Raw genomic sequence first — 21,829 nt, forward strand, 5'->3', positions numbered from 1 at the left:
CAATGGGGAGGGTAGCGTGCCGGATGGCGGTGTGGAATCTCATCCGGCCGATAATATTGTTTACAGCATATGTTCAGTACGCGCGATGATGTCGTCTTGCGCATCCGGAGAAAGCGCAGTGAAGAAGGCGGAATAACCTGCTACACGGACCACCAGGTCACGATATTGATCCGGGTGTTTTTTGGCTTCCAGCAGCGTTTCACGGGAGACAATGTTGTACTGAATATGCCAGCCTTTGTGCTCTTCGAAGAAGGTACGCAGCAGGATCATCAGCTTTTGCTTATCGGATTCATTTTCCAGCGTGGCCGGGTTGAGCTTCTGATTTAACAGCACGCCGCCGAGAATCGAACCGGTCGGCAGTTTACCCACCGAACCAATTACCGCCGTTGGGCCGAGATGGTCCGTACCGGAAGCCGGGCTTGCGCCTTCTGCCAGCGGAGTGTGTGCTTTACGGCCATCCGGCGTTGCCATCGTTGCTGCGCCGAACGGCACGTTTGCCGAAATAGACGAGGTCCCGGCGTAGTAATTGCCGCCAACCGGGCCACGTCCGTAACGCGGATTATGATACTGTTTCAGTTCATCGATATAGGTCTGATAAGCGCGGGCCAGTAGCGTATCAACGCTATCGTCATCGTTGCCGTATTTCGGCGCGCCGTTGATTAGTCGTTGGCGTAACTGCTCATGGGTCAGACCGTCAAAATCATCGGCCAGCGCAGCGGCCAGCTGTTGTTGACCAATAGCGCCCTGTTCAAAGACCAGTTTCTTCACTGCTGCCAGGCTGTTACCGAGGTTGGCAATACCCACCTGCAAACCCGATACCCAGTCATACTTCGCACCGCCTTGCTTAATGCTTTTCGCCCGTTCAATGCAGTCGTCTACCAGCGCGGAACACAGAATATCGTGCACGTTCTCTTCCAGCATGGTGTCGACGACATACTCAATTTCTATGGATTTACGCGTGTAGTAGCGGATCTGCGTATCCCAGGCATCCATCACTTCGTCGAAATTGTTGAAGTTACCAGCCGAGAGCGCTTTTTCCTGTGGCAGAAAGACTTTGCCACTGGTGGCATCACGCCCACCTTCCAGTGCCGCCAGCATCACGCGGGCAAAGTTAATAAAGCTCATGCCGGTGCAACGGTAGCCCCATTTCCCGCCGACTGCGGTTTCGATACACCCAATGGCCGCATAGTCATAGGCATCCTGCGGTTCAATGCCCAACTTAATGAATTCCGGTATGACGATTTCATCGTTGTTAAAGGCTGGCATCCCGAAACCGCAGCGGATCACCTGCACGCAGGCATCAAGGAAGTCATTACTCATCCCCGCGTGATAACGCACGCTCAGGTTTGGCTGCGTAGAACGCAGACGGCCGCAGGACTCCAGAATCGCGTAGGAGAGCGGGTTGACGGCATCCATCGGCTGGCCGTTGACCAGGTTTTGACCACCAATGGTCACGTTCTGATACAGCGGACTGCCCGCCGAGGCTTTCGAATGGGAGCCGGAACGGATTTTGTTCACTTCCAGCAGTTTCAGCCAGCAGCTGTGCAACAGTTCAATAGCGTGCTCACGATCCAGACTCTGGTTCAACTCGACGTCGCGACGATAGAACGGGTAGAGGTATTGATCCATACGACCAAACGACACCGAGTGACCGTTTGATTCAATTTGCAGGATCAGCTGGATGAAATAGCACAACTGCAATGCCTGCCAGAACGTTTTTGGCGGTTCATGGGCGATCACATCGCAGTTTTCCGCCATGGTCAGCAGTTCATCTCGACGGCTGGTGCGGGTTTCCATGGATGCCATTTTACGTGCCAGCGCGGCAAAGCGCTCAATGTGCAGACTGACGGCTTCCAGCACGATATCAATCGCTTTCAGGAACTGATCGCCATGGAGGTCTTCCAGACATGTCAGATTGATGCGGGAGCGACGTTCATCGACTTTGTGACGCAGGCCGTCGAGACCTTTTTCCAGCAGCAGCGGGAAGTTTACCGCCAGGTGTGCGTCGCCGGAGGTCATGTTACCTTCGGCTTTGATAATACCGGTTTCCAGCAGCCCTTTCTGCTCATCAGTGAACATCCCGTAGCAGCGATCCTGCACGGTTTGACCACGCCACCATGGGCACACCTCATGCAATACACGTTTGTTCTCTTCGCTTACCGCAAAGCCTGCGCCCGGTCTGTCGGCGAGGTCGTCGATCTCTTTTTCAATCCAGGAGACGGTGTATTCCGGGAAGATAGGCGCGGCACGCACTTCGCTTGCCTGGTTACCAATGATCAGTTCGTCATGTTTGATCCAGATGGTGCGTTCCGCCAGATGATGGGCTAGCGCCAGTGCGCGACGTACCGGGATAGGCTTATCCAGGTGTTGCTGATACATCTCGGTATAGTGCTGGGCGCGCTCGGTACAAACCGGTGGTTTCACGATGTGGATCAGGGCCGTTTTATGCGCTTTGATACGGTCGCTGAGTGTGTCCAGTTTCAGAGTGGTCATGGCGATTATCCTCGTAGGGTCGCGGTTAAACCTTTAAGGCTGGCGTACTGCTGGGCAAATTCGAGCAGTGCTGGCGCATCAAGCGGTTTATCCGGTGCGTTGTAGGGTTGACTGAGTAAGTGGTATTTGTTGATGCCCAGGGTGTGGTAGGGCAAGAAATGGATCTCACCGACGTGAAGCTCATCTGCGGCAAAATCGGTAATGGCCTGAATAGCGGCTTCGTCTGCGTTGAATCCCTGAATCAGCGGTACGCGGATAATCATTTTTTTACCGGCGGCAGCCAGTTTTTTTAGATTTTCCAGTACGCGAGAGGCACTGCCATCGGTCCATTGTTTAAACGGCGCATCTGCAACGTGTTTTAGATCTGCCAGAAACAAATCGACGTCAGGTAATGATGGTTCAATATACTTCCACGGGACATGCAAACAGGTTTCCACCGCGGTATGAATGCCTGCGTCGTGGCTGGCTTTGAGCAAAGCAGCTGCCAGCTCTGGCTGCATAAACGGTTCACCGCCGGACAGGGTGAGGCCTCCGCCACTGCGGTCGTAAAACGGTTTATCTCGCAATACGGTGGCCATGATATCGTCCACGCTTTTTACCTCTCCGCAGACGGTTAACGCCTGAGTCGGACAGCAGTCGGTCAGTACGGTGAGTGCGTCATCGGTCAGTTTTTCGCGATGAATAAGTAATCCGCCCAGCGCCCGTTCAATCACCGCGGGTGCAGCCTGAGCACAGAGATCGCAACCGTCGAGGCACAAACGCGCGTCATAAAGCAGGTCCTGCGTGCGGGCGCGGCTTTCCGGATTCTGGCACCACCGACAGCCCAGGGAGCATCCCTTAAGGAACACCACGGTACGGATCCCGGGGCCATCATGCGTGGAGTAGCGCTGGATATTGAAAATCATAAGCGACCTCTTTTCTTTCGTATAAAGATTAAATTACTTTCGAATGAAAGTTATATTGACATGCGTCAACTAACCGTGAGGTTTCGCCGTGCTACCTTTTATTCATGCTAATTATTCGTTTGAGGAAAGGTTATGGAACTCTATTTAGATACGTCTGATGTTGATGCGGTAAAAGCTCTGGCGCGCATTTTCCCGCTGGCAGGGGTGACCACTAACCCGAGCATTGTGGCGGCAGGGAACCAGACGCTGGAAGTACTACTGCCGCAACTGCAGGAAGCGATGGGAGGGCAAGGGCGTCTGTTTGCTCAGGTGATGGCGACCACCGCCGAAGGGATGGTCAGCGATGCGCGTAAGCTGCGGGCAATCATTGCTGATATCGTGGTCAAAGTGCCGGTGACAGCAGAAGGTCTGGCGGCTATAAAATTGCTGAAAGAAGAAGGGATCCCGACGTTGGGTACTGCGGTATACGGTGCAGCTCAAGGGTTATTGGCTGCTCTGGCGGGTGCGGAATACGTTGCGCCATACGTTAACCGCGTGGATGCGCAAGGAGGGGATGGCATTCAGACGGTGGCCGACCTGCAGACGTTACTGAAAATGCATGCCCCGCACGCCAAAGTACTGGCAGCCAGTTTTAAAACACCGCGTCAGGCACTGGATTGTCTGCTGGCGGGCTGCGAGTCCATCACGCTACCGCTGGACGTTGCTCAGCAGATGATTAGCTCTCCGGCGGTTGATGCTGCCGTCGCGAAGTTTGAGCACGACTGGCAGAGCGCATTCGGTCGCACGTCGATCTGATGCTGTTGCCGGGTGGTGCTAACGCTTACCCGGCCTACGTTCGAGCCGTTGTAGGTCGGGTAAGGCGAAGCCGCCACCCGACTTTTTTACTGCCCGCAAACCTCACACCCCGGGTTGCGCATCAGCTTCATTTCGCGAAACTGGCAGGTCATGGCATCGTACATGACGATTTTTCCGGATGCCGGTTTACCGTAGTTTGCCAGTAGCTTAATGGCTTCCATCGCCTGTAACGATCCGATCACGCCGATCAGCGGGGCCATCACTCCGGCTTCTACGCAGGTTAGGGCATTTTCACCGAACAGACGACTCAGGCAACGGTAGCAGGGCTCACCGTCCTGGTATGTAAATACGGTAATTTGTCCTTCCATGCGAATAGCTGCACCGGAAACCAGCGGGACTCTGGCGGCAAAACATCCGGCATTCAGCTGATTGCGGATGCTGACGTTATCCGTACAGTCCAGCACCAAATCGTGTTCGGCAATAAGCGCGTGAATCTCGCTATCGTCAAGCAGCGCATTCACCGGCGTAATGGCGATATAAGGGTTAATCCGCGCTAGCGCGTCACGGGCGGATAGCACTTTGGGTTGCCCGACGGTTGCATCGCTGTGCAGCGTCTGGCGTTGGAGGTTCGACACGGAGACCGTGTCAAAGTCGAGCAGGGTTAAATGCCCGACGCCAGCGCCCGCAAGGTACTGGGTTGCTGCGCATCCCAGTCCCCCCAGACCAACGACCAGTACCCGCGCATCTTTGAGCGCTTCCTGACCTTCGAAATCGAAGCCGCGCAGAATGATTTGCCGGTTATAGCGCATCATCTCCTGGTCGCTGAGTTCTGCCATTACAGGCCTCCAAACAGTGCGTTAAACGGCTCGACCTCAACCCATTCTCCGGCCTCAACGTTACCGCGATCGCGCTCCAGCACGATAAAGCAGTTGCCCTGGCTAAAGGAGCTAAAAATATGCGAGCCCTGGTGTCCGGTGGTGGTGACTTCCAGTTCGCCTTCCGCGGTACGCTGCAATACACCACGTTGAAAATCCAGACGCCCTGGCGTTTTCTTCAGGCGTGAGGCTGTGCGCACGCGCTGGCGCGGAGGTAACCCACAGGCGGTGTTTCCGCTGAGTTTCGCCAGCAGCGGTTGCACCAGTTGATAAAAGGTGAGGGCCGCAGAAACCGGATTACCCGGCAGGCCGCAAAACCAGCTGTTGCTCAGTTTACCAAACGCGAACGGTTTACCGGGTTTGATGGCCAGCTTCCAGAAGGCAATTTCTCCCAGCTCTTCCAGAATGGTTTTGGTGTAATCCGCTTCGCCTACCGAAACGCCACCAGAGCTGATGACGACGTCGGCCTGGCTGTCGGCTTCGATAAACGCGGCCCGCAGCGCGTTGGGATCGTCGCGAATAATTCCTAAGTTGATCACTTCGCAGCCCAGCTGCTGCAGCATCAGGTGAACGGTCAGACGGTTTGTGTCATAAATCTGCCCGTCGCCCAGCGGTTGACCCGGCAGTTGCAGCTCATCACCGGTGGAGAACAACGCCACGCGAACTTTGCGAACGACCGGTACTTCGGCAATGCCGAGCGAGGCCAGAACAGGAAGCTCGGCGGTTGTCAGACGAGTTCCGGTAGGGAATACCACCGCGCCGTTTGCGATATCTTCACCGCGCAGACGAATATTTTGTCCGCTGCGGACCTCGGCGGTAAAACGCACACCGTCGTCAGTTTGTTCCGTTTGCTCCTGCATCACCACCGCTTCACAACCGGCAGGCACCGGGGCACCGGTCATCATGCGGATGCAGGTTCCCGCAGGCCACTCGCCGTGGAATGGTTGACCAGCAAAGGCTTTGCCAGCCACCGCAAGAGGCTGGTCTGATTGTAAATCGGCTAATCGCACCGCATAGCCATCCATTGCCGAGTTATCGAATCCCGGCACATCAATCGGGGAGATGACGTCGGTGGCCAGAATGCGGCCAAAGCATTGAACCAGCGGCAGCGTTTCGACGGCGGTGAGTGGGGTAATACGCGAAAGCATCTGAGAGAGAGCCGTTTCAAGCGGCATCAGTCCGGCGGTAAATTCCATGAGAAGACTCCTGCGGGGCAAAATCGAATCCGCTCATTATGTCAGAAAATGGATGCGGACAGTATGCTACCTCAGGCTTAGGATCCGATCTGAGACAGGTTTTCTGCCAGAGAATAGCGCTACACGAAAAATGCAGTATAGACTCATTATTTCTGCTTTTTTCCAGGAGGCTAAATGGCTGCGACTATCCCGAATTCAATTCGACAACAGGTGAATGCCGCCAGTGCACTGATTGCGCGGATTATAGAGGGCGACTTGGTTGCTGTTCATTTGTATGGCTCTGCTGTTGAAGGTGGCTTAAAGCCCCAAAGCGATATCGATTTACTGGTTACCATTAGGCAGCCACTGAATACTCGTCAAAGAAAAGATCTGATGCAGGGTTTTCTGGAAATATCAGCACCGCCTGGCAGCGTTGATAGTTATCGGGCGCTGGAAGTGACCATCGTGGTCTATTCACAACTTGTGCCGTGGCGATTCCCACCGTCAAGAGAAATGCAATTTGGCGAATGGTTGCGTGACGATATTCGCGCGGGAATTGTTGAACCGAGACAGGTGGATCCTGATCTTTCGATCCTGCTGACCCAGGCCCGGCGCGCCAGCGTAGCGTTGTTCGGTGAACCCGCTGATACGTTATTCAACGTCATCCCTTTTAGCGATGTCGTGCAAACGTTTCGGCATATCCTTGATATGTGGCAGAAACCGGGCGATTTAGAGGGTGACGAGCGAAATATCATCCTTACTCTGGCGCGTATTTGGTACAGCGTAGTTACGGGCAATATTGTCGCTAAAGATGAAGCTGCCTCCTGGCTTATACCGCAATTACCCGATGAGTATGCTGATACGCTGCAAGCCGCACGTGCAGAATACCTGGGGTTAACCAAAAAGAACTGGGCTGCGTCTATGCCATCTGTTGAACGCTTTGTGTTTTATGCAAAAAAACAGATTGCCGATCGGCTTGAATAATATATTCAACGATGTTGGAAGAAACTCTTTCTGTTTAACTCATCTAAATAACCTGATGGGATGGGGCGTGAGGTACGGGCCTTAACCTTTACATGACGTCTGCATCTTTCTATATTCAAAAATCGAATCAATAAGTCACAGAAATTCTGATATTTATAACCCCGGTACCTGCCACCTAATGGACGAAAAAAATGGGTAAAGCAGTCATTGCAATTCACGGCGGCGCAGGGGCTATCACCCGTTCGCAGCTGAGCCAGGAGCAAGAGTTGCGTTATATACAGGCGCTGTCGGATATCGTTGAAACCGGCCAGCGGATGCTTGAAGACGGTCGTAGCGCACTGGATGTGGTGACCGAAGCCGTGCGCTTACTGGAAGAGTGTCCGTTGTTTAATGCCGGAATTGGCGCGGTATATACCCGTGATGAAACCCATGAACTGGATGCCTGCGTGATGGACGGTAACACGCTGAATGCGGGAGCCGTCGCCGGAGTCAGCCATTTACGCAATCCGATTCTCGCGGCGCGCCTGGTAATGGAACACAGCCCACACGTCATGATGATCGGTGAAGGGGCTGAAAACTTTGCCATTGCGCAGGGTATGGAGCGCGTATCAGCGGATATTTTCTCGACGCCAGAACGCTACGCTCAACTACTGGCGGCGCGAACAGCGGGTGAAACGGTGCTGGACCATAGCGCGAGCCCGCTGGATGAAAACAACAAAATGGGTACCGTGGGGGCGGTCGCGTTAGATATGTTTGGCAATCTGGCGGCCGCAACATCGACCGGGGGGATGACCAACAAATTACCGGGGCGGGTGGGTGACAGTCCGTTGGTCGGCGCAGGCTGTTATGCCAATAACGCAAGTGTGGCAGTCTCCTGCACCGGAACCGGGGAAGTCTTTATTCGTGCGCTGGCGGCCTATGACATTGCGGCGTTGATGGACTATGGCGGCCTGAGTTTATCCGAAGCGTGTGAACGCGTCGTGATGGAAAAATTACCGGCGCTTGGCGGCAGTGGCGGTTTAATTGCTATCGATCATGAGGGCAATGTCGCCTTGCCGTTTAATAGCGAAGGCATGTACCGCGCCTGGGGATATGCAGGCGATACGCCAACCACCGGTATTTATCGGGAAAAAGGAGATAGCGTTGCCACACAGTGATGAGCTTGATGCCAGCGACGTGCTGGCAGTCAGCAATCTGAATATTGCCTTTGAACAGGAACAGCAACGTGTCAGCGCAGTGCGTAATCTGTCATTTCGCCTGAAGCGTGGCGAAACGCTGGCGATTGTTGGTGAGTCCGGTTCAGGAAAGTCGGTAACGGCCTTGTCGCTGATGCATCTGATTGAACAAGCAGGCGGCGAGGTAAGCTGCGATGAAATGCTGCTGCGACGCCGCAACCGGCAGGTTATTGAGCTGGGTGAACAGAGCGCATCACAAATGCGTCACGTGCGCGGTGCGGATATCGCGATGATCTTCCAGGAGCCTATGACATCGCTCAATCCGGTGTTTACCGTGGGCGAGCAAATTGCTGAGTCTATACGCTTGCACCAGGGCGCCAGCCATGAAGAGGCGATGGTAGAAGCGAAGCGGATGCTCGATCAGGTGCGTATCCCCGAGGCGAAGGCGATTTTATCGCGTTATCCACACCAGCTTTCCGGCGGTATGCGCCAGCGGGTGATGATTGCCATGGCACTGTCGTGTCGCCCTGCGGTTTTAATTGCCGATGAGCCGACGACCGCGCTGGATGTCACCATTCAGGCGCAGATCCTGCAACTGATAAAAGTGTTGCAGCAGGATATGTCGATGGGAGTGATCTTCATTACCCACGATATGGGCGTTGTGGCGGATATTGCTGACCGCGTGCTGGTGATGTATCAGGGCGAGGCGGTAGAAACCGGCAGCGTTGAACAAATTTTTCACGCTCCCCAGCATCCCTATACCAAAGCGCTGTTGGCAGCCGTGCCGCAGCTTGGGGCGATGAACGGGCATGAGCTTCCGCGCCGTTTCCCGCTCATTTCATTGCACGATCCCAGTCATGTCGAACCGCAAACCGAGCAGGACACCGTGGTTGAAGGCGAGCCTATCCTACGGGTACGCAATCTGGTAACGCGTTTTCCTCTGCGCAGCGGTATTCTAAATCGCGTGACTCGCGAGGTGCATGCAGTGGAAAACGTCAGCTTTGACCTGTGGCCGGGAGAAACGCTCTCACTGGTGGGGGAGTCGGGCTGCGGGAAATCCACCACCGGGCGGGCGCTGCTGCGCCTGGTTGAGTCTCAGCGTGGGGAAATCATTTTCAACGGACAGCGTATTGATACCCTTGCTGCCAGCAAGTTGCAGCCGCTGCGTCGGGATATTCAGTTTATCTTCCAGGATCCGTATGCTTCGCTCGATCCGCGCCAGACCGTGGGATATTCCATTCTGGAGCCGCTACGGGTACATGGGTTATTGCAGGGCGATGCGGGGTCAAAACGGGTTGCATGGTTGTTGGAACGTGTAGGCTTGCTGCCTGAGCATGCCTGGCGCTATCCGCACGAGTTTTCCGGCGGTCAGCGTCAGCGTATCTGTATTGCACGGGCATTGGCGCTCAATCCCAAAGTGATTATTGCCGATGAATCTGTCTCGGCGCTGGATGTTTCAATTCGTGGGCAAATCATCAACCTGATGCTCGACCTGCAGCGAGAATTGGGTATCGCATACCTGTTTATTTCCCACGATATGGCGGTGGTGGAACGGATCAGTCACCGTGTGGCGGTAATGTATCTGGGGCAGATCGTTGAGATAGGCACCCGACGGGCGGTGTTTGAAAATCCGCAACATCCGTACACTCGCAAGCTGATGGCAGCAGTTCCGGTCGCCGATCCATCCCATCACCGTCCCCAGCGCGTGCTGTTGTCGGACGATATCCCCAGCAATATTCGTAAACGTGGCGAAGAGATTTCCCCCGTATCACTCCAGTTAGTTGGTCCGGGGCATTATGTTGCGCGTCCGCTACCAGAAAATGCGCTTTCGCGTTTATAACAGGCAGGCAGGGTTTAAGGAGAATAACATGACAAAAATTGTTGCTCGAAAATGGCTGGTTGCTGTGGGAGTGGTCTCTGCACTGGCCGCATCGCCTGGCTGGGCCGCCAAAGATGTGGTGGTAGCCGTGGGGTCCAATTTCACGACGCTCGACCCCTATGACGCGAATGACACGTTGTCGCAGGCGGTAGCGAAGTCGTTTTATCAGGGGTTGTTTGGCCTTGATAAAGAGATGAAACTGAAAAATGTGCTCGCGGAGAGTTATACGGTTTCTGATGATGGGCTGACCTATACCCTTAAGCTGCGCCAGGGGGTGAAGTTTCAGGATGGAACCGACTTCAATGCCGATGCGGTAAAAGCTAACCTCGATCGGGCCAGTAACCCGGAAAACCATCTGAAACGTTACAACCTGTATAAGAATATCGATAAAACCGAAGTCGTCGATCCGTCGACGGTGAAGATTACGCTGAAACAGCCGTTCTCTGCCTTTATCAATATTCTGGCGCACCCGGCAACGGCGATGATTTCTCCCGCCGCGCTGGAGAAATACGGTAAGGAGATCGGTTTCCATCCTGTGGGGACCGGGCCGTACCAGCTTGATACCTGGAATCAGACGGATTTTGTGAAGGTTAAGAAGTTCGCGGGCTACTGGCAGCAAGGACTGCCAAAGCTGGATACGATTACCTGGCGTCCGGTGACCGACAACAACACGCGTGCGGCCATGCTGCAAACTGGGGAAGCGCAGTTTGCCTTCCCGATCCCATACGAGCAGGCGTCGCTGTTGGCGAAGAACAAAAACCTGGAACTGGTGGCCAGTCCGTCTATTATGCAGCGTTACATCAGCATGAACGTCACGCAAAAACCGTTCGACAACCCGAAGGTGCGTGAAGCGCTGAATTATGCCATCAACCGCCAGGCGCTGGTGAAAGTGGCTTTTGCTGGTTACGCGACGCCGGCAACCGGCGTTCTCCCCCCGTCGATAGCCTATGCGCAAAGCTATACGCCGTGGCCCTACGACCCGGCGAAAGCGCGCGAACTGCTGAAAGAAGCAGGTTATCCGAACGGTTTTACCACTACGCTATGGTCATCGCATAACCACAGTACCGCGCAGAAAGTGCTGCAATTTACCCAGCAGCAGCTGGCGCAGGTGGGCATTAAGGCTCAGGTTACAGCGATGGATGCCGGTCAGCGCGCCGCGGAAGTTGAAGGTAAAGCGCAGAAAGAAAGCGGGGTACGGATGTTCTACACCGGCTGGTCGGCGTCTACGGGCGAAGCTGACTGGGCGTTGTCACCGCTGTTTGCATCACAAAACTGGCCGCCGACACTCTTTAATACGGCGTTCTACAGCAATAAGCAGGTGGACGGTGATTTAGCGGCAGCGTTGCAAACTAACGATCCGGCGCAGAAAGCGAAGCTGTACAAAGACGCGCAGGATATTATCTGGAAAGAGTCGCCGTGGATCCCGCTGGTGGTGGAAAAACTGATTTCGGCACACAGTACCCGGTTGACCGGGTTCTGGATTATGCCGGATACCGGATTTAGTTTTGATGATGCGGATTTAAAATAAGCTATGCATTCGGCCCCTTAGCACAGGGGCCGACGAAGGGAGCCTGATGCTTAACTATGTTTTCAAGCGCCTGCTGGGGTTGATTCCAACTCTGTTGATTGTTGCGGTGCTGGTATTTTTATTTGTTCACCTGCTACCCGGCGATCCGGCCCGGCTGATTGCCGGACCGGAAGCTGACGCCGAGGTGATTGAACTGGTGCGCAAGCAGCTGGGTCTGGACCAGCCGCTGCATGTTCAGTTCTGGCATTACATGACCAACGTGTTGCAAGGCGATTTTGGCACCTCGATGGTTTCTCGTCGCCCGGTATCTGAAGAGATAGCCAGTCGTTTTATGCCATCACTATGGCTGACTATTGCCAGTATGGCGTGGGCGGTATTGTTTGGTATGACGGCGGGGATCATTGCTGCCGTATGGCGAAATCGCTGGCCGGACAGATTAAGCATGACGCTGGCGGTCACCGGGATCTCGTTCCCGGCGTTTGCGCTTGGCATGCTGCTGATGCAGATATTCTCCGTTGAACTCGGTTGGTTGCCTACCGTGGGCGCAGACACCTGGCTTCACTACATCCTCCCGTCTATTACGCTGGGCGCGGCGGTGGCTGCGGTGTTAGCCCGATTTACTCGCGCCTCGTTTGTTGATGTGCTTAGCGAAGATTATATGCGCACCGCGCGGGCTAAAGGGGTGAGTGAAACCTGGGTGGTGTTAAAACATGGTCTGCGTAATGCGATGATCCCGGTGGTCACCATGATGGGACTACAGTTTGGCTTTTTGCTTGGTGGATCAATCGTGGTTGAGAAGGTGTTCAACTGGCCCGGGCTTGGGCGACTGTTGGTGGACTCCGTCGAAATGCGCGACTACCCGGTGATTCAGGCCGAGGTACTGTTGTTTTCTCTGGAATTTATTCTTATTAACTTAGTGGTGGATGTGCTCTACGCTGCCATTAATCCGGCTATCAGGTACAAGTAAGGATGCGATTTTTTAACTGGCGCCGACAGGCGATTTTAAATGCGATGCCCCTTGTTAAGCCAGAGCAGATACGCACACCGTGGCATGAGTTCTGGCGTCGGTTCCGTCGACAGCACATGGCGATGGTCGCTGGGCTGTTTGTATTGCTCCTGATCGTGGTAGCGATTTTTGCCCGCTGGCTGACGCCATTTGATGCCGAGAATTACTTCGATTATGACCGTTTGAATGATGGGCCGTCGATGCTGCACTGGTTTGGCGTTGACTCACTGGGACGGGATATCTTTAGCCGCGTGCTGGTTGGTGCGCAAATCTCGCTGGCGGCAGGAGTCTTTGCCGTATTTATTGGCGCGGCGATTGGTACGGTACTGGGGCTGCTGGCGGGATACTACGAAGGCTGGTGGGATCGACTGATCATGCGAATCTGCGATGTGCTGTTCGCCTTTCCGGGGATATTGCTGGCGATAGCCGTGGTCGCTGTGCTGGGCAGCGGTATTGCTAACGTGATCATTGCCGTAGCCATTTTCTCCATTCCAGCCTTCGCGCGCCTGGTGCGCGGGAATACGCTGGTGCTGAAGCAACAGACGTTTATTGAGTCTGCGCGCAGTATTGGTGCCAGCGATGCGACCATCATCTTCAACCATATTCTGCCTGGAACGGTCTCATCGATCGTGGTCTTTTTTACCATGCGAATTGGCACGTCGATCATCTCTGCCGCAAGCCTGTCATTTCTGGGATTAGGCGCACAGCCGCCGACGCCGGAGTGGGGGGCAATGCTTAATGAAGCGCGCGCTGATATGGTGATCGCGCCGCACGTGGCGATTTTCCCGGCGGTAGCGATATTCCTGACGGTGCTGGCGTTTAACTTACTGGGAGATGGTCTGCGCGACGCGCTGGACCCGAAGATAAAAGGATAAACCGTAGGCCTGATAAGACGCTTCAGCGTCGCCATCAGGCATTGCCGGATGCGGCATAAATGCCTTATCCGGCCTACGTTGGGTTACGCTAATTAAACGCGGGTGCCCCACAGATCGTATTCATCTGCGTTTTCGACCTTCACGCGGATGATATCGCCAGGTTTCACCTTGGTTTCACCATTCAGGTATACCGCGCCGTCGATTTCTGGAGCATCAGCCATGCTACGACCAATTGCGCCTTCTTCGTCAACTTCATCAACGATAACCAGAATCTCGCGGCCCACTTTCTCTTGCAAACGTTCAGCAGAGATCTGCTGCTGCAATTGCATAAAGCGGTTCCAGCGTTCTTCTTTCACCTCTTCCGGGATTTGATCCGGCAGGTCATTAGCGCCAGCGCCTTCTACCGGGCTGTATTTAAAGCAGCCCACGCGATCCAGACGCGCTTCCTTCAGGAAGTCGAGCAACATCTGGAAGTCTTCTTCCGTTTCACCCGGGAAACCAACAATGAAAGTGGATCGCAACGTCAGTTCAGGGCAGATTTCACGCCACTGCTTGATGCGCGCCAGCTGTCTGTCCACGGAGCCCGGGCGTTTCATCAGTTTAAGAATACGCGGGCTGGCATGCTGTAACGGGATGTCCAGATACGGCAGGATTTTGCCTTCCGCCATCAGCGGGATCACATCATCAACGTGCGGGTAAGGGTAGACGTAATGCAGGCGCGTCCAGATCCCCAGTTTTGATAACTGTTCGCACAGATCAACCATGCTGGTTTTGACCGGCTCGCCGTTATGGAAACCGGTACGATGCTTCACATCTACACCGTACGCAGAGGTATCCTGAGAGATTACCAGAATCTCTTTCACGCCCGCATCGACCAGACGCTTGGCTTCGCTAAGGACGTCGCCAATCGGACGGCTCACCAGATCGCCGCGCATGGATGGAATAATGCAGAACGTGCAGCGGTGGTTACAGCCCTCGGAAATCTTCAGATAGGCGTAATGGCGAGGAGTCAGCTTAACGCCCTGCTCAGGAACCAGACTCTGGAACGGGTTGTGTTTTGGTTTTGGCACATAGTGGTGAACGTGCTCCAGAACCTGTTCATAGCTATGCGGCCCGGTGATTTCCAGCACCTTCGGGTGGACTTCACGGATCTGATCGACTTTCGCGCCCAGACAGCCGGTGACGATCACCTTACCGTTCTCGTTCAGCGCTTCGCCAATTGCTTCCAGGGACTCCTGAACCGCACTGTCGATAAAGCCGCAGGTATTAACGATAACCATATCCGCGTCGTCGTAGCTTGGCACAACATCATAGCCTTCGGTACGAAGTTCGGTCAGGATGCGCTCAGAATCGACGAGGTTTTTCGGACAACCTAGTGATATAAAACCAATTTTTGCCATTTTCTTATACTGTACATTGCTCGTAATCGGGGGATTATACAGATGCCTTCACGGTACATCTATATCTGATCAGCATAAGACGGAGAGAATAAAGAGCGATACCTATAAAGAGTAGATCAGTCAGTGAAAGGTGTTTAGTGAGTCTAATTCCGGCTTTAAGTGCCGCTTCTTGGCTATAGACACTCATTATCGTAAATTTTATCTCGTCGAGCGTTACTAATGAGGTTAAATTTGAAAGATATTGTTTTGAAGTCGAAACTTGAAATGGCTAAAACTCTTTATGCTAATGGTGTGAGTTTATATTATATCTCGCTTGCCACAGGCTTAAGTTGGCGTGTATTAATGACAGAATTAACGTTCATCGCCAGTCATGAGAATATTCGACAAAAAGCTAACGCTCACGTACCCAAACTTTAAATAATTCACCTGTCTATTACCATCCTACAAAATTTGAAAGGTAACGTTAATATGTATATTTCGCCACTTCCGGTCGCCACGGACTCTGATGTTGATAAACTTAGAGATGATATTGCTAATAAACTTTTATTCACTATTGGCAAAGATCCCGCAATCGCCACGAAACGGGAGTGGCTTAATGCGACGTTATATGCGGTACGCGATCGGATGGTCGAGCGCTGGCACCGTTCTAATCGGGCGCAATTCTCTCAGGATGCGCGCCAGGTATATTATCTGTCGATGGAATTTTTAATTGGTCGTACGCTATCCAATGCGTTGCTCTCTTTAGGTATTTATGACGAAGTCAGAAGCGCGCTGGAGGCAATGGGGCTTGAACTGGAAGAACTGATTGACGAAGAAAACGATCCCGGGTTAGGTAATGGTGGTCTCGGTCGTCTGGCGGCCTGCTTCCTTGATTCACTGGCGACGCTTGGGTTGCCGGGATGTGGATACGGTATTCGTTATAACTACGGTATGTTCAAACAAAATATCGTTAACGGTGTACAAAAAGAGTCGCTCGATTATTGGCTGGAATACGGTAATCCGTGGGAGTTCAAACGTCATAATACGCATTATAAAGTACGTTTTGGCGGGCGTGTTCAACAGGAGGGGAATAAAACCCGCTGGCTTGAAACCGAGGATATTCTGGCCGTGGCGCATGATCAAATTATTCCAGGTTATGCGACGGACACGACTAATACGTTGCGTTTGTGGAACGTGCAGGTGAATAGCGAAGTTAATGCGGGCAAACTGAATCAGCAGGCCGACTTTGCTACTGAAGTGGAAAACAAATATCACTTCGATCGTATCTCGCGGGTTTTGTACCCTGATGATTCCACCGATGCGGGGCGTGAATTGCGTTTACGCCAGGCCTATTTCCTGGCCTCGGCGACGATCCAGGATATTCTGAGTCGTCATTATCAGTTGCACAAAACATACGACAATCTGGCCGATAAAATTGCGATTCACCTTAATGATACGCATCCGGTACTGGCGATCCCTGAGTTGATGCGTTTATTGATTGATCATCATCAGTTTAGCTGGGATAACGCGTTTGACGTGACCTGTCAGATTTTTTCTTATACCAACCATACGTTGATGAGTGAGGCGCTGGAGACCTGGCCAGTAGAAATGCTAAGTCGAATTTTGCCGCGCCATTTGCAGATTATTTTTGAGATTAACGATCGTTTTCTGAAGACATTACAGGAACGTTATCGTAATGACAGCGATCTACTAAAACGTGTGTCGTTAATTGATGAGTCCAATGGTCGTGTGGTGCGTATGGCCTGGCTGGCGGTAGTTGTCAGTCATAAGGTAAACGGCGTGTCGGCATTGCATTCAAAACTGATGACCGAATCACTGTTTGCAGACTTCGCGCGTATATTTCCCTTGCGTTTCACCAACGTAACCAATGGTGTGACTGCGCGTCGTTGGCTGGCGCTGGCGAATCCACCGCTTGCCAAAGTGCTGGACGAAAATATCGGTGACAGCTGGCGGACTAAATTAATGCAGTTGGGCGAGCTGAAGCAGTTTATAGATTATCCGTCGGTGAATGAGGCTGTGCATCGTGCGAAACGTGAAAATAAGCAGCGGCTGGCGCACCATATTGCCACCCACTATGGCGTGGTGGTGAATCCTGATGCGCTGTTTGATGTGCAGGTGAAACGCATCCACGAGTACAAGCGGCAACTCATGAATGTGCTCCACGTTATTACACGCTATAACCGGATTAAAGCCGCGCCGGATGCCAACTGGGTACCGCGAGTGAATATCTTTGCCGGAAAAGCGGCCTCCTCTTATCACATGGCAAAACAAATTATTCGCTTGATTAACGATGTGGCGCAGTTAGTCAATAACGATCCGCTGATTGGCGGCAAACTGAAAGTAGTATTTATTCCGGATTACAGCGTCAGTCTCGCTCAGCTAATTATTCCGGCAGCCGATCTGTCAGAGCAAATTTCCCTGGCCGGGACGGAAGCCTCCGGGACCAGCAATATGAAATTCGGTATGAATGGTGCGCTCACTATCGGTACGCTCGACGGTGCGAATATCGAAATGCGCGAATACGTTGGGGAAGATAACATCTTTATCTTTGGCAATACGGCTAATCAGGTTGAAACTCTGCGACGTGATGGCTATGACCCGAGGCACATCTTTGAAAAGGATGAGGAACTTCATCAGGTGCTGACGCAAATCGGTACAGGGGTGTTCAGTCCGCAGGAGCCAGGGCGTTATAGAGACGTGTTGGATTCATTGATTAACTTCGGCGACTACTATCAGGTATTGGCAGATTATCGCAGCTATGTAGATTGTCAGGATGCGGTGGATGAGTTGTATCGTACTCCCCGGGAGTGGACGACAAAAACCATGCATAATATTGCTAACATGGGGTATTTCTCGTCGGACAGAACGGTTCAGGAATATGCCGACCATATCTGGCGCATAGCAAAAATACGCGTGTAGCCAGTATTTCTAACGCTCAGCCTCTCTGGTTTTCATAACAGGGAGGCTGTTTGCAAATCAGCCAGAATAGGTGAGAGGATTTTGTGGGTATTGCTTTCTTTGCGCGATGAGGCAAACACGCTAAATTGTGGCAAGGGAAACGGAGTGTTTATTTTTTTTAGTCCATACAGCTGAGCGTGTGTTTCAAATACCTTTTCCGGGATCACCCCTAAACAATGGGTATTGGACACAATCGTCAGAATCGCCGTAAACGATGAGGTAAGCAGGCAGCGTTCTCCGGTTCTAAATTTTTTATCCACAATACTGCGATGATAAATGATTTTCTCATTCTTAGTATTGTAACCGACCAGGTTAGCGTTTCTGAATTGCGCTTCACTGATGGTGTTACCATATAAAGAATTATTCTGCGAGGCCGCCAGTACCAGGCGCATATCGCATATTTTCTGGCATGAAAGACTTGCTGACTCTACGGCAAAGGTAGAAAAAACGGCATCTGCCTGACGCATATTCAGCAGTTCAATAATACTCTGTTCATTCAGGTCGGCGGTAAGGTGCAGGAGGCTGATATCGGCGTCAGTCTCGATTATTCTGGCGGTGACATCTGGAATAACGATAGGGGAAATAAAAGATTCCGTATAAAGCGTTAACCTTTTTTTTGTGGCAGGCGTGGAAAGCGGCATCAGCGTTGACAGCTTATCGATAATTGGGATTGTATTATCATACAGTTCATCAGAATAGACCGTCGGTAACAGGGCATTTCCGCTACGGACAAACAGATTATCCCCCATCATTTCGCGCAGTTTTCTTAATGACTGGCTGACGGCGGAAGGTGAGATGTTCAGCATGTCAGCGACTCTGGAAATGCTACCCACGCTATAGATCAAACAGAAAATGGTCAGCAGATTGAGATCTATTTTTGATAGTGTGCGTATCTTTTCTGCATCATTTGCTTTCGACATAGACTCCTCATCATCAACACCATGGCAGTAACCACATCAGGTATAGCAAAAAAAGTCAGGCGAGTCAGACACTGGGCGCTTTCGATAAGCGTACCGGATGAAGTTGTAACATTGTAAATTATGTTAATCAATTGGGCTTTATTGATGTAGGACATCTATTTGTTCAAAAAACAACCATACTATTAAGTTGCACCATAGTTGGAAAGAGGAGGAACAAAGTATGGTTGTTGACAGACTGAGAACCGATCTTCTCAACAAATTGATAAACGCCCGTATCGAACTTGCCGCTTATCTGCAGTTGAGAAAAGCGAAAGGCTACATGTCAGTTAGCGAGAGCGATCGTCTGCGTGATGTTTTTTTTGCACTGAATCGCGAATTGCACGAGCAATCACAGCTTCACGGTATGCATCTTGATCAGGAAGAGTGGAATGCCCTTCATCGTGCTGAAGGGGCGTTAGCCGCCGCCGCTGTTTGTCTTATGAGTGGACATCACGATTGTCCAACGTTTATCGCCGTTAACGCAGAGAAACTGGAAAACTGCCTGACAACGCTGACGCTAAGTATCCAGAGTTTGCAATCTTACCCAACGCTGGAACACGTCTGAATCAGGGGGAGGGCGCTCCCCCTTTTCGTCAAGATTATGTAAATGTAGCGGGATAATTCCCCTTGCTGGCTACGCTTTATGCAGAGCCATTAAGGAGGTGTTATGCGTCGACTCTTTCTCTGTGCTATTCCACTTGCGCTATTTTCCACTTATGCCGCCGCGGTAAAAGTGGAAGTGCTGCAAACTAAACTCGATCACCCATGGTCACTGGCTTTTTTACCCGATAACCGCGGTATGCTCATTACGCTCAAAGGTGGACAGCTTCGACTCTGGCAGCCTGATAAAGGGCTTTCCGACCCGCTGACCGGCGTACCCAAAGTTTGGGCAAATGGTCAGGGAGGACTGCTTGATGTGGCGTTAGCACCGGATTTTGCACAATCTCGCCGGGTATGGCTAAGCTTCGCTGAAGCCGACCGCGAAGGCAAAGCGGGCACTGCGGTAGGCTACGGGCGATTGAGTGACGATCTCAAACATCTGCAAGGATTTCAGACCGTTTTTCGCCAACAGCCAAAGCTTTCCACCGGAAACCATTTTGGTGGACGTCTGGTATTTGATGGTAACGGTTATCTGTTTATTGGCCTGGGGGAGAATAATCAACGCGCTACCGCCCAGGACCTGGATAAATTGCAGGGTAAATTAGTCCGACTGACCGACGAGGGAAAAATTCCGCCGGATAATCCGTTTGTGAACATGGCAGGTGCGCGGGCAGAGATTTGGTCGTATGGCATCCGCAACCCGCAGGGTATGGCGATGAATCCGTGGAGTGATGTGTTGTGGCTCAATGAGCATGGTCCACGCGGAGGCGATGAAATCAATATCCCCGAGAAAGGGAAAAACTACGGCTGGCCTATCGCGACCTGGGGTGTTAACTACAGTGGTTTGAAAATTCCCGAAGCAAAAGGTCAAATTGTTGCTGGCACGGAACAACCCATCTTTTACTGGGAAAAGTCGCCGGCGGTTAGTGGAATGGCTTTTTACAATAGCGATACCTTCCCGCAGTGGCGGCAGAAGTTGTTCATCGGCGCGTTGAAAGATAAAGAAGTGATCGTGCTGAGCGTTAAAGGGAATACGGTCACTGAGGATGGTCGTCTGTTGCAGGAAAGGGGGCAGCGGATCCGTGATGTGCGCGTCGGACCAGACGGTTATTTGTACGTGTTAACCGACGAGTCCGACGGGGAATTACTGAAAGTGAGTCCCTGATTTGGTTAGCTGACCGGGATCATCACGATTTTTTGAAACGCCGGGCGCTCGGTCAGTTGTTGATACCAGCGTTCCAGATGCGGGCGCGGGGTCCAGCTCAGACCAACGTTGAACAGGTTATAGATGAACGGTGCAACAGCGATATCCGCGGTGCCAAATTCAGCGCCGGAGAACCATGGCTGGTCTGCCAGCGCGTTATCCAGAATGGCAAACAGGTTCTCGCAAACTTGCTTACTTGCCTCAATGGCCGCCATATCGCGCTGATCGGCAGGTGTTCTGACCAGACCAAATAAGATAACCCGATGCGCAGGGCTTAGCGTCTGATTTGCCCAGTCCATCCATTTTTCACCGACTGCGCGCGCGGCCGGGGCGTCAATCCACAAACGTTTTTGTCCGTACTGAGCGGCCAGATAGCGGACAATGGTATTGGATTCCCACAGGACAACGTCTGTTTCATCATCGCGTAGCAGCGGGACCAGTCCGTTCGGGTTCAGTGCCAGATAGTCGGCATCGCGGTTACCGCCATGCTGCCCGCCCGCCAGAATTTGGTTATACGGCAGTTCCAGTTCCTCGAGCGTCCACAATACTTTTTTTACGTTGGTCGAGTTATTGCGACCCCACAGTGTAATCATAGTAACCCCGCAAATTAATTGAGCAGCTTTATGGCTGCAGATGCCATCTGACTAGCTCACATGGTGGGGTAAACCTAATATTTACGCAACAAAGTCTAAAAAAATCGTGCCAGGAGCAGCACAGCGCGGCGTTATTGCATAAACTTTAAAAACTTTACCAACTTACGGTTTCTTTAAGCTCGTTAGTGCGTTATTACTCACCGCACTTATTTTACACGTCATCCATCAGACTTTTTCTGCATGGGTTGGTCGAGGTCGCTTGGCCGGTTTTGTGTAAACACGGTGTGGTATGACGTGGTTTTTTGGAATGGATACTCGGGTGGCATTTATGACGCAATACTTCTCTTCACTTCGCAGCTTTGCTGCAGGTTCTGCACTCTTAATCCTTTTGGCGCCGACCGTACAGGCGGCGGAGCAACCGACGG

18 protein-coding genes are annotated in these 21,829 nt (G+C 52.4%); 11 read left to right on the forward strand and 7 right to left on the reverse strand.

The genetic code is table 11. The annotated features are described in order from the left end of the window. Positions 1-60: 60 nt before the first annotated feature. Together FDW94_RS14185 and FDW94_RS14190 are read right to left on the reverse strand one after the other, a co-directional pair. Complete coding sequence (locus FDW94_RS14185; RefSeq protein WP_137377781.1) at positions 61-2,493, reverse strand: glycyl radical protein; 2,433 nt, start codon at positions 2,491-2,493, stop codon at positions 61-63. Between the two features lie 5 nt (positions 2,494-2,498). Further along, on the reverse strand, positions 2,499-3,398 hold the full coding sequence (locus tag FDW94_RS14190) for a glycyl-radical enzyme activating protein (protein WP_137377782.1): 900 nt from the start codon (positions 3,396-3,398) through the stop codon (positions 2,499-2,501). Between the two features lie 132 nt (positions 3,399-3,530). On the opposite strand from FDW94_RS14190, the gene fsa reads away from it, so the two are divergent. Next, a complete protein-coding gene (gene fsa / locus FDW94_RS14195) occupies positions 3,531-4,193 on the forward strand; it encodes a fructose-6-phosphate aldolase (RefSeq protein ID WP_032942786.1) in 663 nt (220 codons plus the stop codon). An 86-nt stretch (positions 4,194-4,279) separates the two neighbouring features. Here fsa and moeB read toward each other — a convergent pair whose 3' ends face one another. Next, positions 4,280-5,029 carry a molybdopterin-synthase adenylyltransferase MoeB gene (gene moeB, locus FDW94_RS14200; RefSeq protein WP_057067348.1) on the reverse strand — a complete coding sequence of 250 codons (750 nt, stop codon included), beginning with the start codon at positions 5,027-5,029 and terminating at the stop codon, positions 4,280-4,282. Continuing rightward, positions 5,029-6,264 carry a molybdopterin molybdotransferase MoeA gene (gene moeA, locus FDW94_RS14205; protein WP_137377783.1) on the reverse strand — a complete coding sequence of 412 codons (1,236 nt, stop codon included), beginning with the start codon at positions 6,262-6,264 and terminating at the stop codon, positions 5,029-5,031. The genes moeB and moeA overlap by 1 nt, the downstream gene beginning before the upstream one ends. Before the next feature lie 174 nt (positions 6,265-6,438). Between moeA and FDW94_RS14210 the strand changes: the two genes are divergently transcribed. The 6 genes from FDW94_RS14210 (at position 6,439) to gsiD (ending at position 13,690) form a co-directional block, all read left to right on the forward strand. Beyond that, positions 6,439-7,227, forward strand: a complete 789-nt coding sequence (locus FDW94_RS14210; RefSeq protein WP_137377784.1) for an aminoglycoside adenylyltransferase family protein — start codon at positions 6,439-6,441, stop codon at positions 7,225-7,227. A gap of 191 nt (positions 7,228-7,418) precedes the next feature. Further along, complete coding sequence (gene iaaA, locus FDW94_RS14215; RefSeq protein ID WP_003836974.1) at positions 7,419-8,384, forward strand: beta-aspartyl-peptidase; 966 nt, start codon at positions 7,419-7,421, stop codon at positions 8,382-8,384. Beyond that, positions 8,371-10,242 (forward strand): glutathione ABC transporter ATP-binding protein GsiA, encoded by a 1,872-nt coding sequence (gene gsiA, locus FDW94_RS14220; protein ID WP_057067350.1) that lies wholly within the window; start codon positions 8,371-8,373, stop codon positions 10,240-10,242. The genes iaaA and gsiA overlap by 14 nt, the downstream gene beginning before the upstream one ends. A gap of 28 nt (positions 10,243-10,270) precedes the next feature. Continuing rightward, the gene (gsiB, locus tag FDW94_RS14225) at positions 10,271-11,809 is read left to right on the forward strand and encodes a glutathione ABC transporter substrate-binding protein GsiB (protein ID WP_137377785.1); all 1,539 of its coding nucleotides are present in this window, start codon (positions 10,271-10,273) and stop codon (positions 11,807-11,809) included. 46 nt (positions 11,810-11,855) lie between these two features. Beyond that, positions 11,856-12,776, forward strand: a complete 921-nt coding sequence (gsiC, locus tag FDW94_RS14230; protein WP_032942797.1) for a glutathione ABC transporter permease GsiC — start codon at positions 11,856-11,858, stop codon at positions 12,774-12,776. Between the two features lie 2 nt (positions 12,777-12,778). Continuing rightward, on the forward strand, positions 12,779-13,690 hold the full coding sequence (gsiD, locus tag FDW94_RS14235) for a glutathione ABC transporter permease GsiD (RefSeq protein ID WP_032942798.1): 912 nt from the start codon (positions 12,779-12,781) through the stop codon (positions 13,688-13,690). Positions 13,691-13,782: 92 nt separating this feature from the next. Here gsiD and rimO read toward each other — a convergent pair whose 3' ends face one another. Then, positions 13,783-15,090 carry a 30S ribosomal protein S12 methylthiotransferase RimO gene (rimO, locus tag FDW94_RS14240; RefSeq protein WP_003831616.1) on the reverse strand — a complete coding sequence of 436 codons (1,308 nt, stop codon included), beginning with the start codon at positions 15,088-15,090 and terminating at the stop codon, positions 13,783-13,785. A gap of 231 nt (positions 15,091-15,321) precedes the next feature. On the opposite strand from rimO, the gene FDW94_RS14245 reads away from it, so the two are divergent. Both FDW94_RS14245 and glgP read left to right on the forward strand, forming a co-directional pair. Further along, the gene (locus FDW94_RS14245; RefSeq protein ID WP_223240755.1) at positions 15,322-15,507 is read left to right on the forward strand and encodes a glycine cleavage system protein T; all 186 of its coding nucleotides are present in this window, start codon (positions 15,322-15,324) and stop codon (positions 15,505-15,507) included. 51 nt (positions 15,508-15,558) lie between these two features. Further along, the gene (glgP, locus tag FDW94_RS14250; protein WP_137377786.1) at positions 15,559-18,009 is read left to right on the forward strand and encodes a glycogen phosphorylase; all 2,451 of its coding nucleotides are present in this window, start codon (positions 15,559-15,561) and stop codon (positions 18,007-18,009) included. A 32-nt stretch (positions 18,010-18,041) separates the two neighbouring features. On the opposite strand, the gene FDW94_RS14255 is transcribed toward glgP, so the two are convergent. Continuing rightward, the gene (locus FDW94_RS14255) at positions 18,042-18,968 is read right to left on the reverse strand and encodes a LysR family transcriptional regulator (RefSeq protein WP_008784228.1); all 927 of its coding nucleotides are present in this window, start codon (positions 18,966-18,968) and stop codon (positions 18,042-18,044) included. Positions 18,969-19,188: 220 nt separating this feature from the next. Here FDW94_RS14255 and bssR point away from each other — a divergent pair, with 220 nt between their 5' ends. Together bssR and FDW94_RS14265 are read left to right on the forward strand one after the other, a co-directional pair. Then, positions 19,189-19,572 carry a biofilm formation regulator BssR gene (gene bssR / locus FDW94_RS14260; protein WP_008784229.1) on the forward strand — a complete coding sequence of 128 codons (384 nt, stop codon included), beginning with the start codon at positions 19,189-19,191 and terminating at the stop codon, positions 19,570-19,572. Positions 19,573-19,674: 102 nt separating this feature from the next. Then, positions 19,675-20,772, forward strand: coding sequence for a PQQ-dependent sugar dehydrogenase (locus tag FDW94_RS14265; RefSeq protein ID WP_032942802.1), 1,098 nt, complete (start codon positions 19,675-19,677; stop codon positions 20,770-20,772). A gap of 5 nt (positions 20,773-20,777) precedes the next feature. Here FDW94_RS14265 and FDW94_RS14270 read toward each other — a convergent pair whose 3' ends face one another. Further along, positions 20,778-21,404, reverse strand: coding sequence for a glutathione S-transferase family protein (locus FDW94_RS14270; protein WP_032942804.1), 627 nt, complete (start codon positions 21,402-21,404; stop codon positions 20,778-20,780). Between the last annotated feature and the right edge of the window lie 425 nt (positions 21,405-21,829).

The sequence above is a fragment of the Citrobacter sp. wls757 genome, from assembly GCF_005280935.1.
In the GTDB taxonomy this organism is placed as follows: domain Bacteria; phylum Pseudomonadota; class Gammaproteobacteria; order Enterobacterales; family Enterobacteriaceae; genus Citrobacter; species Citrobacter portucalensis.